12 protein-coding genes are annotated in these 12,600 nt (G+C 39.4%); 2 read left to right on the top strand and 10 right to left on the bottom strand.

Features of this window, described 5'->3' with window-relative positions; all coding sequences use genetic code 11:
- Window positions 1–13: 13 nt before the first annotated feature.
- The 6 genes from AC6I5C_RS10225 to AC6I5C_RS10250 all read right to left on the bottom strand — a co-directional run bounded on the left by AC6I5C_RS10225 (window position 14) and on the right by AC6I5C_RS10250 (window position 4,962).
- Window positions 14–991: a c-type heme family protein gene (locus AC6I5C_RS10225; RefSeq protein WP_497905071.1), complete on the bottom strand. Its 978-nt coding sequence runs from the start codon at window positions 989–991 to the stop codon at window positions 14–16.
- A 234-nt stretch (window positions 992–1,225) separates the two neighbouring features.
- On the bottom strand, window positions 1,226–1,750 hold the full coding sequence (locus tag AC6I5C_RS10230) for a hypothetical protein (protein ID WP_497905072.1): 525 nt from the start codon (window positions 1,748–1,750) through the stop codon (window positions 1,226–1,228).
- Between the two features lie 14 nt (window positions 1,751–1,764).
- The gene (locus AC6I5C_RS10235) at window positions 1,765–2,046 is read right to left on the bottom strand and encodes a hypothetical protein (protein ID WP_497905073.1); all 282 of its coding nucleotides are present in this window, start codon (window positions 2,044–2,046) and stop codon (window positions 1,765–1,767) included.
- A gap of 58 nt (window positions 2,047–2,104) precedes the next feature.
- Window positions 2,105–2,539 carry a M23 family metallopeptidase gene (locus AC6I5C_RS10240; protein WP_497905074.1) on the bottom strand — a complete coding sequence of 145 codons (435 nt, stop codon included), beginning with the start codon at window positions 2,537–2,539 and terminating at the stop codon, window positions 2,105–2,107.
- Between the two features lie 358 nt (window positions 2,540–2,897).
- Complete coding sequence (locus AC6I5C_RS10245) at window positions 2,898–4,133, bottom strand: M48 family metallopeptidase (protein ID WP_497905075.1); 1,236 nt, start codon at window positions 4,131–4,133, stop codon at window positions 2,898–2,900.
- 31 nt (window positions 4,134–4,164) lie between these two features.
- Window positions 4,165–4,962: a TrmH family RNA methyltransferase gene (locus AC6I5C_RS10250; RefSeq protein WP_497905076.1), complete on the bottom strand. Its 798-nt coding sequence runs from the start codon at window positions 4,960–4,962 to the stop codon at window positions 4,165–4,167.
- Window positions 4,963–5,000: 38 nt separating this feature from the next.
- Here AC6I5C_RS10250 and AC6I5C_RS10255 point away from each other — a divergent pair, with 38 nt between their 5' ends.
- Window positions 5,001–7,034 carry a T9SS type A sorting domain-containing protein gene (locus AC6I5C_RS10255; protein WP_497905077.1) on the top strand — a complete coding sequence of 678 codons (2,034 nt, stop codon included), beginning with the start codon at window positions 5,001–5,003 and terminating at the stop codon, window positions 7,032–7,034.
- 14 nt (window positions 7,035–7,048) lie between these two features.
- Here the strand turns inward: AC6I5C_RS10255 and AC6I5C_RS10260 are convergent, their stop codons facing one another.
- The gene (locus AC6I5C_RS10260) at window positions 7,049–8,119 is read right to left on the bottom strand and encodes a DUF3810 domain-containing protein (protein ID WP_497905078.1); all 1,071 of its coding nucleotides are present in this window, start codon (window positions 8,117–8,119) and stop codon (window positions 7,049–7,051) included.
- Window positions 8,120–8,206: 87 nt separating this feature from the next.
- Here AC6I5C_RS10260 and AC6I5C_RS10265 point away from each other — a divergent pair, with 87 nt between their 5' ends.
- A complete protein-coding gene (locus tag AC6I5C_RS10265) occupies window positions 8,207–9,670 on the top strand; it encodes an aminoacyl-histidine dipeptidase (protein WP_497905079.1) in 1,464 nt (487 codons plus the stop codon).
- 65 nt (window positions 9,671–9,735) lie between these two features.
- Here the strand turns inward: AC6I5C_RS10265 and AC6I5C_RS10270 are convergent, their stop codons facing one another.
- Genes AC6I5C_RS10270 through AC6I5C_RS10280 form a run of 3 tightly spaced genes read right to left on the bottom strand, consistent with a single transcriptional unit; the run spans window position 9,736 to window position 12,473 of the window.
- Entirely contained in the window at window positions 9,736–10,905 is a 1,170-nt protein-coding gene (locus AC6I5C_RS10270) for a peptidylprolyl isomerase (protein ID WP_497905080.1), read from the bottom strand.
- A 10-nt stretch (window positions 10,906–10,915) separates the two neighbouring features.
- Window positions 10,916–11,461 (bottom strand): gliding motility-associated peptidyl-prolyl isomerase GldI, encoded by a 546-nt coding sequence (gene gldI, locus AC6I5C_RS10275; RefSeq protein WP_497905081.1) that lies wholly within the window; start codon window positions 11,459–11,461, stop codon window positions 10,916–10,918.
- Window positions 11,454–12,473: a DHH family phosphoesterase gene (locus AC6I5C_RS10280; RefSeq protein ID WP_497905082.1), complete on the bottom strand. Its 1,020-nt coding sequence runs from the start codon at window positions 12,471–12,473 to the stop codon at window positions 11,454–11,456. Before AC6I5C_RS10280 ends, gldI begins: the two co-directional genes overlap by 8 nt.
- Window positions 12,474–12,600 lie beyond the last annotated feature (127 nt).

The following is a 12,600-nucleotide window of genomic DNA, read 5'->3' on the forward strand; positions in this document are numbered from 1 at the left end:
TTAATTTTATTACTTACTGGGGTTTATCCATTTCAATGACCCAAATCCCACGCAGTTCATCTATACCATATCCTGTGGCTAAATCTTGTGGATACTTTTCTTTGAGCGTCATTAAGGTTTCAGGCATAATGTCTTTGTCTGGGGTGCCGTGGCACTGTAAACACATTTGATTGGTCATGATAGGGTAGTAACCTATTAATTTTCCGTTGTCTTCAACCATTTTAGGGCTTGCTTCTCCTGTGGCTGCAATATCTTGTTTTGCCACTGCGATATAGTCTAGTTCCGTAGCATTTGCTAGATTGTTAGGGTTTCTGTTTTTATCTGAAACACGTTTCGCATTGGCGTGCAGTTCGGTAGACATACTATCTGTAAGAACAATGGCTCTTTCGTTGCAAAATTCCAAAGCTCCTGCAGTGCCTTTGGTTTGGATGGCGGTTAACAGGTTTTTGCCCAAAACTGCTTTAGTGGATAGGGCAATGCTCATTCCGTTCTTGAGGTAATCTTGGGTACCGGTTTCAGAATACTTCATCAAATCGGCTTCGCGTTGTTGGTGATGGGTTGCAAACCAATCCGGTTGATCCAATTTAGCTCTATAAATATAAGTGGCTACAGCTTCTAGTTGGGTTTGGGAATAGCCTAGTTTAGGCATCAGACCAAACCGCTCTACAGCTCTAGGCATTTGTGAGTTTTCTATTTTCGGGGTGTTTAAAAAACTGGCTACGGACTGAACAAATTCAGCTTCCGTCATGTCTGGTTTTAAGTAATGATCCTTAACAGCAATGAGTGGTGGGGCAATTCTTGTGGTTGGGTTGCCGGCAGGAGCATGACAGGTCACACAGTTTTGGGTCACAATGCTATGGGCTTCCTCAAAGGCTTCTTTGCTTATAGGGGCTTCTTGAGCAACGGTTTTGGTTTTGGCGGTTTCGGCGCAGCTTACAAGGGCTAAACTTAGTCCAAGAACTAGGGTTTTGGAGATGTTGGATATTTTCATTTGGTAAGTTTAAAATGGACCTTATTTGTTAAGGTTTTTAGGCCATATAAAAGTAAGGAATTTTTGCCCAGGTATTAGGGTTTTGATGAGAGATATTGTGGGTTTTAATGCTAAAAATCAATAATTTCTAGGATTCCTTTTATTCTTCTTGGCAAGGGTAATTACTTGAAAATAGAGTGGTTTGCTTTCTTCAAGAAAAATAACCGCGCGAATGTTATCTCGAGGGAAAGAATCTTATTGGATATCTTTCATTTTTTCTTTCATTTGATTTCCAAAATAAAAATACATAACAATATAAAGTGGCATGCCTAAGAGGAAGTACATTAGGGCTCCCTCTGTACCATAATCGTCATTAGTGACCTTGTAAAACTTGTTTTGATTTAAGAATGATTTAATTAAAAAAAGAAAGTAAAGAATGGTTGTTATGGCATTTATTGACACAGAAACAGAAGTCAAATAGTTGGCGCTTACTGCAAAAATAGAAGTTGATATATTGGTGATTAGAAGAACACAGAAGAGGATGAATGCTACCTTGGAATTTCTTTTAAATGAATTATATAGAGTTTCCGCGTAGTCATATGTTTTGTTAACCATATTTCCCGTAAGCTCTAATGTTTCTTCTGAAAATCCTCTTTCTCCCAGAATTGAAATAGCTGTGACTCGAACAGAAATGTCATAACCATATTGACGATAATTTTTGACAACATCCATAAGTTTTTTGTCATCAAGATGTTTTAGGCGTTCAGAGTAATCTGTCATTATATGGGGTTTGGTTAGTTTTGTAAATTTTCTACAACTGTATGGGATCCATTGGGTTTGGCATTTTTGGCGATGCTATATCCAGTATACCCACCAAGCGCAGCACCCAACATACAGAAAAGGTAAATCATTAGGCCTTCTCCAAAAATTATTGCTCCAATTATAGCAAATAGAAATTCAAATAAAATCCACAATACTATCATTGTAACAATGTACTTAGTTGGTTTTAGTCCTTTTTCAAGTACCATGGTTTTTATGGATTTACTCAAGGAAATAATCGCGATAATTTCAATCATAATGTTAGTTTTGGTTATGTTAATATTTGGAGTGTAATACAATGTTTATTTAAAGGTTTTAGTTCTCAAAGAATTCAATTGGGTTTAGATAGAACATCTTTTTCCATCCCTGTCTGTCAGTGTCAATTTTCCAAATGTAGGGTAGTAAGGTTACTATGGAATAATGTAAATGCGGAGCTTTACCAATAGCATTGCCACTTGAGCCAACTGTTCCTACAACTGAATTTTTGGAAACTAAGGTAAAGGTTGAGGTTTTCAATTTATCCAAATGCGCATAATAGTGAAGTCTCCATTTAGGGCCAAGGACCAATACAAAATTACCACCCATACTGATGGTCCCTGAGTATAATACTATTCCAGAAGTTGAGGAATGGATTTCAGTGCCTTTTTTTGCAAATATATCAACGCCTTTATGGGTTACGGATTTACCCCAAGGGAAATACCAAAATGATTTTGGATTGTAATCGGATTTTGTTGCTCCTATTACGGGCATTTTTAGATTCTGAGGAATTAAAAAGCCAATGATCAAAAAGCCTAAAACGCTAACTAAAATCTTATTTCTGAATTTCAAGTTTGGTATTGGTTGGGCTAAGGGTTTTCTATTTTAAAGACCTTAGTTTTTTATATGATGCAACCAAGATACTAAATTGAAAGTATTTTCCGAATTGGATTACTTTATAATTTGTAATACCCTTATAGGTTTCAAAAAGGTTATTGTTTCCATAGATAGAAATTTTTTGAGGTGTGGAAATCCCCAAAACCTACTCTATAGGATTCCCATAGCAACCCTATAGTAACCCTATAGTAACCCTATGGATACTCCATCCATGGGAACCTATGCCATAAACATCTTATGAACGGTATAAATTGTTGACCCGTTGCAAGAGTGTAGGATGCGAATAGTGTACCCAAACATAGGCGGGGTGTGGTGTAAGGTTGCTCAAACTGTTTTTGGAAAGTTTTTTCAAGCCGCTCACCAATGGCCCTGCTTTATAAGTGTTTTTGGCATAGTTGTCTGCCTGATATTCAAAAGCTCGGGAAAAATGGTTCATCACCAAACTTGTCAATTCCGAAATTGGCGCATACAACAATCCAAAAGCCACCAAGCCCACATGGAAACTCGGAACACTCACGCCCAAGGCATGCGATAATAGGGGATTGGAAATAAAAATGGATAGAATAAATAAGGTTGCTCCAGTTAGTAATAGTGAGGCTATCAAATTAAAAATGATATGGTGTTTTTTGTAGTGTCCTACCTCGTGTGCCAATACAGCTACAATTTCATCTTCTTCCAAATCCTTGATAAGCGTATCGTATAAAGTCACGCGTTTTTGACTTCCAAATCCCGAAAAATAGGCATTGGCTTTGGTGGAGCGTTTGGAACCATCAATCACAAAAATATTGTCGAGTTGAAATCCAACCGATTGAGCGTATTCCGAAATTTTTTCACGCAAGGGACCATCTTCCAAAGGACTTTGTTTGTTGAACAGAGGCACAATAAGTTTGGAGTAAAACATATTCATTACCACAGAAAAAAGTGCAATGACGCCCCATGCATATAGCCAAAAGCGTTCTTGGGTGAGTTGGTAGATCCAAATAATCAAGGCCAGCAAACCTCCTCCTACAATAGCGCCCATGAGTAGTCCTTTAAGCTTATCCAAAATAAAAGTGCCTTTACTGGTTTTATTGAATCCAAAACGCTCTTCGATTACAAAGGTTCGGTAGTAAGAAAATGGGAGACTCCCTAACTGACTTGCCAACATGATAATTCCAAAGAATATCAAGGCAATCACAATTGGCTGGTCGCTGAAATTTCGAGCCCATTGGTCCACATACTCAAAACCGCCAAAGATTAAAAAGGCAATTGTTGTTAGTATTGAAAAACTGGAACTCCATAAACCAAAACGGTAATTGGTAGCTTTATAGTCCTGTGATTTTTTATAGGCTTCTTCATCATATACATCATGCAATTCTTCTGGAATAGGATCTTTAAAATGTTTGGCGTTTAGGGCGTCCAACACTTTGTCGATGATAAAATCCAGAACAATAATGGCAATGATGATATAGAATAGGGTTTGGGAGTTCATAAGAGTTTAGAGGAAATAAATGGATTTTTGATTATAAAAACTGACGCTGTCTTTTGGCTTCAAATATCAGGATACCAGCAGCCACCGAAACATTCATGGAATCAATAGCACCTTGCATAGGAATGATAATGTTTTGTGTTGAATTGGTGCGCCATTCGTCGCTAAGACCAGTATCTTCAGTGCCTACTACCAAAGCTGTGGGGCCCGTGTAGTCTTGGGTGTGATATCCCACCGAAGCCTGTAGCGCAGCGCAATACATGGCAATGTTGTGGTCTTTTAAAAAGGCAATAATATCGGAGGTGCTACCTACGGCAATCGTATTGGTAAAGACACATCCCACGCTGGAGCGAATGATATTAGGGTTGTATAAATCGGTTTTAGGGTTGGCGATAATTACCGCATCAACATTGGCGGCATCGGCCGTACGGAGCAAAGCGCCTATGTTTCCTGGTTTTTCAGGGGCTTCGGCTACCATGATTAATGGCGATTTGCTCTTAAATGTAAGTTGCTCCAAATTGTGAGCTTTGGATTTAGTAACAGCCAAAATACCTTCTGTGGTAGAGCGGTGTGCCAACTTTTGATATACTTCCTTTGAGATTTGTATGGTTGGGATAGATGGTACTGCAAAGGTTTTAAGTTGGGCTTCCGGAAATAACTCAGGATAAAATAATATAGTATCAATGTTATAATTGCCCTTGAGTGCCAGTCCAATTTCTCTTTCTCCTTCAATGAGAAAAAGCCCTGTTTTTTTACGTTCACGGGATTTCTCCTTTAGTTGAAACAACTCTTTAATGTAGGAATTTTGAGTGCTGATTATTTCTTTTCTCACTTATTAACAGTATATTGTTAGTGCAAATTTACATTTTTATGAAGCAAAAATTACTTTTTTTCGCCTTATCCCTTTTCTTTTTTAGTTTCCAAGCACAGGTAATTGTTGATTGTGATGAAGGGCCTTTGTTTGTTACGGCTTGTTACGAAAACAATAGCTATAATGAAGTCACCTATACAAGTTCCAATGGAAATCCGTTGATGTTAATGCTAATAGGAGGGGCTATTGAGAATGGAAATGACACCTTGAAAATATTAGATAGTGATGGCTCAACGAACCTTTATTGGCCTACAGGTCAGGTTGTCCCGGAAACATTAATTATGTCTGCTGGAAGTTCTATTACGTTTTCAGTGTTGGCGAATGAAACAGTAAGTTGTGCCTCAGGTGAACTAGAGTTTAGTGAAGGCATAAGTTACATGGTATATTGTGTTGACTGTGGTTTAGTAGAGTATATAGATTTAGGGCCAGATCAAAATATTTGTGAAGAGACACCGATTATCCTTTTAAATGCGGAATCACCAAGTGCAACGGCTTATGAATGGTACAATAATGGTGTTTTGATTTCAGGAGCCACAGATGCTCAATTGGCGGTGACAATGTCAGGGATTTATAGCGTTGTGGTGACAATTTCAAATGGAGGGTGTGAATACTGGGATGCAGATGAAGTAGCAGTGAATTTTGTAGATTGCGAAAATGCAGGGTTAATCCACGTAAATACATATTTGGATGCTAATGGTAATTCTTTGTTCGACACGGGCGAGACCTATCTTAATCAAGGTATAGTGAGCTATGAGTTAAATGATAATGGTATTGTTAATCATGTAAATTCGTCTACAGGTAGTTTTACAATTACCAGTTTTCAGGAAACAGATTCATATGATTTTACTTTTACAATTCCTGGAAATATTCAAGGTTGTTATAATGTTATTACTTCTGGTTTTTCTGATATCAGTGTAAATAATGGTTCTGAAATAACTCTAGATTTTCCTGTTGAAGCACAATACTGTGAAGACATCAATGTATATTTATATAGCGGTGTTCCTCCAAGACCAGGTTTTTCGAAGATTGATTACCTTTTTATTGAATACAATGGTTCGGTGACAACATCGGGAACCTTGGATTTAGAATTAGATGAGAATTTTCCTGTAGAGTCCTTAGTGATTCAGGAAAATCCAGAGTATAATATCCTGCCTACGGCAACGGGAGCAACCCTAAGTTTTTCAAACATACAGCCTGGTTATTCCTCGTTTATCACACTTTTTATGGATTGCCCGGTAACGGTACCCCTAGGAGAGATTGTTACGAATACCGTTACTTATTCCCCAGCTGTAAATGATACAAACCCTAATAACAATAGTGCGAGTCTATCGGCCACAGTCATTGGATCCTACGATCCAAATGATATTATGGAAAGTCATGGGCCACAAATCCTTTATGATGAGTTTATGACTTCAGATGAATATTTGTATTATACCATTCGCTTTCAAAATGTGGGGACAGCCGAAGCTTTCGAAGTAAGAATTGAGGATGTCCTGAATGTTCAATTGGATGAAAGCACTTTTGAAATGTTGCATTCCAGTCATGATTATGTCGTTACCCGAACGGGCAATCTATTGGTTTGGCAGTTTGATGACATTAATTTACCTAGTGAAAGTATGGATGAGCCTGCAAGCCACGGTTACGTTCATTTTAAAATCAAACCTGTTTCAGGTTATGGAGTGGGAGCTGTTATTCCTAATTCAGCGGCTATTTATTTCGACTTTAATGACCCCGTAATTACCAATACATTCTTATCGGAGTTTGTAGAAACACTTTCGGTAAAAGATGAAGAGATTGCTGAGTTTTTAATTCATCCAAATCCAGCAAATGATATGGTCTATATTCATATAGAAGGGGCTTCTGAAGAATTGAAGGTAAACGTTTTTGATGTGTTAGGGAAGCGAGTTCTGGAAACGTCCTATGCCCAAGAACAAGAAATGACATTGGATGTGTCTTTACTGGTAAGCGGTATTTATTATGTTCAATTGCATAACGGAACCAGAAAAAGCATTAAAAAACTTATCGTAAAATAATTGGGTAGAAAAGCTTAATGCTCTGGATTGGCCTCAAAATAATTAACCAATAGTGCTACCACATAGCTGTAACTTTCCATGCCATCGGTTTGGTTATTGGCCTTTAAAAAATTGTCATAAGTAGTTTTAAATAGAGGTTCCAATGGGTTTTGGTAGCGCATCCAAAAGTCACGGGATTCCTGGTAGTTTTTTAAAACCCCTTTATTCACTTTGGTTAGCATTTCATCGTATGTTTCGGGATTCCTGCGGTAGATTTCCAAAAGACAGTGTCTTAACGCAAAGGCATAACCAGAATATTGAAAATAAATATCTGGATGGTGTATAGCGGCCATAGACCCTATAAAATTGGCTTCATTTTCTGCGGCGTATCCCAATTGGTGCGCCACTTCATGACTGGCAGTTGTAGGATACTTCCAAATAGGGATCATACCGTCTATTTGGGCTTCATTGGTAAACGGATTCAAATAGCCACTAAATCCCATATAGGTGAGTGGCAAACTATAAATAGAACATTTGATACTTTTTGGGGTATAAGCCAAATGGGGGTATTCTTTAGACAGTACTTCATAGCCTTTTGTAACGGCTTGAAGCAATTCTTTTTGATCATAAGGCATGACCACTTCAAGCGTATCGTTGTGGGTAATGGAAGTATGCAAACTGTTGACCTTTTCGGTAAGGCGTTCAGCAGTTACCAAAAGGGCTTCGGTAGTATAATCCTTTTCCAAGCCTAAAGATTGGTGTAGTGGTAAACGGTAGTAATTAAAGGCCCATGACATATGAAAGGCCAAATAGCCCATCGACAAGGCCATAAGAACATCTATAGCCCAAGACTTAAAATTCTTGAACATACGTTTTCTATTGGTATAAAGCCATCTTAAAATGTAAATGCCTGCCAGTGTATAAAAAACATCTCCAATCGAAAAAGGAAGCCATCCAAAGGCAAAGCGCATCGCTTTGGAAATCCAAACATATAGTCCATGACTATACCAACGCTCGACAAATTCGGGGAACTTCGCGATAAGCTTGATAAAGGCGATTTGGAGGAGAATGGAAAAGGCAATAAAGAGGCGGCCAAAGTTCTGCATACTTCAAATGTAATAAAAAGAAGCAGATCTGTGGCTCTTAATTGTGGACTTCAATTTGTACCTTTGTGCAACTTTAAGCTAATACATATGAATTCAGAAATAAGACAGTTGGAACCAAAGGCGTTATGGAATAAATTCGCCGATTTGAATGCCGTTCCAAGACCGTCAAAAAAGGAAGAACGTGTGATTGCGTTCATGAAAGCATTTGGTGAAAACCTAGGTTTGGAAACTATTGTTGACAAGGTTGGCAATGTCATCATTAAAAAGCCTGCAACCTCTGGAATGGAGGATAGGAAAACCATTGTGATGCAATCGCATTTGGATATGGTACACCAAAAAAATAACGATACCAATTTCGATTTTGATACCCAGGGCATCGACATGTATGTGGACGGTGATTGGGTACGTGCCAAAGGAACGACCCTTGGTGCAGATAACGGTTTGGGCGTGGCTACCATTATGGCCATTTTGGAAAGCAGCGATATTGAGCACCCAGCCATTGAGGCTTTGTTTACCATAGATGAAGAAACAGGAATGACCGGTGCTATGGGATTGGAAGGCGGTTTGTTGGAAGGTGAGATTTTATTGAATCTTGACACCGAAGAAGACGACGAAATCGGCGTAGGATGTGCCGGTGGCGTAGATGTTACGGCTACACGCAGTTATGAAGAGGAGGAAACTCCAGAATTCAAAATGGGATTCAGCATTGAAGTGAAAGGGCTTCAGGGTGGTCATTCCGGAATGCAGATCCACGAAGGTTTGGGCAATGCCAACAAAATCATGAACCGTTTGTTGTTTGATGGGTTTGAAAACTTTGGTTTGCGAATTTCTGAAATCAACGGAGGTGGTTTGCGCAATGCTATTCCAAGAGAAAGCAAAGCCATTGTGGCTATAGATAGCATGCACGAAGAAGTGTTTATTGCAGAAACTATGGATTTGGCAGATGAAATCAAAGCTGAATTAAAAACCATGGAACCGGATTTGGAAATCATCGTAACCAAAACAGAAACTCCAGAGCGTATTATGGATCTTGGCGTTCAGGAAGGGTTTACAAGAGCCTTGTATGCGGCTTGGAATGGGGTGTACCGTATGAGTGCCGATATTCCTGGTTTGGTGGAAACGTCCAACAATATTGCCAATGTGGTAATCAAGGATGGTGAAATAAAAGTTGGCTGTTTGACGCGTTCTTCAGTAGAAAGTTCGAAGTGGGATTTGGCCAACACCCTAAGAGCTGCTTTTGAATTGACAGGTTGCGAAGTAGAGTTCAGTGGGGATTACCCGGGATGGACTCCAAATATGGACTCAGATATTTTAAAGGTGATGGTGCCTTTGTACAAAGAATTGAACCAAGGAGAAGAGCCACACGTAGCCGCTTGCCATGCAGGTTTGGAATGTGGTATTTTAGGGACCAATTATCCTGAGATGGACATGATTAGTTTTGGACCAAACATTAAGGGGGCACACTCTCCAGATGAACGTGCACAGATTTCTTCAACTCAAAAATATTGGAAGTTTGTTTTGGAAATCCTTAAAGCGATTCCAAAGAAATAAGAACTATGTATGAAACTAAAAAAGCCGCTTAATAGCGGCTTTTTTAGTTATGTCTGTTAAGAGAATTATTTAGTAATCTCAACCATTTCAATGATGAAAATCAAATCTGATTTTGCTGGAATTGGCCCCATAGCACGCTCTCCGTATGCCAAGTGGTATGGCAAGTAGAAATACGCACGGTCACCAACTTTTAAAGCAGCAACACCTTCTTTAAATCCAGGAATCATGTTGGCGTCTGGACTAACCTTCATTGGCATAGGCTCGTAACCACCTTGTTGGTCTCTCATTTCGTTGAACATTCCGTGTCTTTCAGAAACTTCCTTAACGTTACTGTCAAACAAACGACCATCTGCAAAGTAACCTTCATAGTTTACTTTTGCCATGTCTCCAGTGTTTGGTTTTTCACCGCTTCCTTCGGTAATCACATACATTTTCAATCCAGAAGGAAGGGTAGTGGCTTTAGTGTTATATTCGTCTAAAGTCGCTTTAAAAGCAGCTCCAGCTTCAGCATTTTTAGCTTCTTTGGCCAAACGCTCTTCTTCAGCTTTTTTCTTAGCTTCTTCTCTTAAGGCTTTTTGCTTATCCTTGATTTTAGGAAGTTCTTCCATATACACTTTAGGTGCATCGAAGTTTTTAGCAGCCGATCCTTTTCTGATAATGTTCAATTCTTGAATCACAACGTCTTCTTTTGGCTTGTCTCCAGGCTTAGAAGTTTCTACATTGGAAATGCTGTCTTGGATTTCAAGACCTAAAACCAACTCTCCAAAAACAGCGTGACGGTTGTTTAGGTTTGGCGTAGGAACTTCGGTGATGAAAAACTGGCTTCCATTGGTAGCAGGACCAGAATTTGCCATAGATAAAATACCTGGCTTGTCATGCTTTAAGTCTGGGTTGAATTCATCTTCAAATTTATATCCTGGGTCTCCTGTACCTGTAGCGGTTGGGTCTCCTCCTTGGATCATAAATTGATCGATAACACGGTGGAACGTCGTTCCGTTGTAATATTTCTTTCCTTTATATTCTTCCTTTACCATTGGGTGGGTCCCTTCGGCCAGGGCAACAAAATTTGCAACGGTTACCGGAACTTTGTCGTAATATAGTTTAGCGACCATGGTTCCTTTGTTGGTAACAAATTCAGCATATAAACCATCCTCTAGGTCAGGATATTTGTCATTACATGCCGTGGTTGTCATTAAGGCAACAAGAAAAAATAATTGCAATACTTTGTTTTTCATGTTTCTCATATTAATCATTTTGGGTTTGGGTTATAGTATTAACTGTGACTTTACAAATAAGTGGGGTATTGGTGCCAATTCTGTTGGAATCGCCGTAATACCCGTAGGCTTTTTGGGACGGAAAGAAAAAGGTTACCGTTTCGCCCGGTTTCATTAATTTAAGACCTTCACGAAGGCCAGTGAACAACTCTTCCTTGTCCATGGCATAATCCATTGGGACAATTTCTTCTTCGGAATAGATCTGGTTGCCGCTTAAATCGGTGACACTATAATCGAAGTTGACAATGTCACCAAAATTAGCGGTGATGGTATCCTGTTCAACCTTGGTATTATAGTAGTACCAAAATCCGCTCTCTGAAGCTATATAGGTGTTGCTGGTATCTTTTTTTATGATGCCTTCAATAAATTCGTGTTCCTTTTGGTTGAGCTTGATATTGCGCTCTACCGAGAGATTGATGAAGGACCCTTTGTTGACCGTGACCGGTTTACGGGCTTCGGGAGATTTACAGGCCATGGCACAACTTGCCAAGAGCCCTATTAGTATATATTTATTCATGACTTAGGACATGTTTATAGCTTGGTAATATACTAATAAATTTTTCAATAGTGGCCTCTAAAGACAAATCGCTTTTACCCCCAGCAGCATTGGTGTGGCCGCCACCTTCAAAATGGGCGCGGGATAATTCGTTCACCGAGAAATCCCCTTTGCTCCTTAATGAGATTTTCACAATGCCTTCCTGTTGGTTTTCAATAAAGATAACCGCTAGGACAACCCCTTCTACAGAGAGTCCGTAATTCACAAAACCTTCGGTATCTCCTTTTTTAAAGTTGAAGGTGTTTAGGTCTTCTTGGGTCAGGGAAATATAGGCTGTTTTATATTCCGGCAAAACCGTAAGATTGCTTAGGGCACGGCCTAACAGTTGCAGACGGTCGAAGGAATTGGTGTCGTAAATATTGTTGTGGATCTGGGCGTTTTGCGCGCCTTGGTCTATTAAATGCGCAATCACCCTATGTGTGGTGCTTGTGGTAGATGCAAAACGAAAGGATCCCGTATCGGTCATGATGCCTGTGTAAAGACAGGTAGCAATGTCTTGATCGATAACCTCCAAATCGCCTAACTTATCAATAAAATGATAAATCATTTCACAGGTAGAGGACATGCCCACTTCAGAATAGGTGTAGAGCGCATAATCGTCTGGCTGTTGATGGTGGTCAATCATGATTTTAATGGCTTCGGAAGTCTTAACAGGCACTTCCATATCACCGATACGATTCAGGGCATTGAAATCTAAAGTGAAAATCAAATCGGCATTTTTAAGAAGCTCATCACTTTCCTTGCGACCGAACTCATATTTTAGGACAAGTTCATCGGCAGGCATCCATTTTAAAAAGTCGGGGTAGTCGTTGGGAGCAATGACCCTTACCTCGTGATCCAGTTTTTTAAGATAGTGGTACAGGGCCAAAGAGGCGCCCATGGCATCACCATCTGGATTCTTGTGAGGAATGATTACAATATGTTTTGGTCTGCTTAAAAGCGTTTGGATGTTCTTGATATCTTGCTTTGTCATAGAGGGCGAAGATACAATTTTTTAATAATGGTTTATGTGGTTTTTATGAAGAAATGCATTACTTTTGCACCCAAATTACGGGGGAGCCTATAGGTTAGCGCCTAAACCCTTTACCGTGATGGAAACA

The sequence above is a fragment of the Mangrovimonas sp. sgz306409 genome (assembly GCF_059735265.1).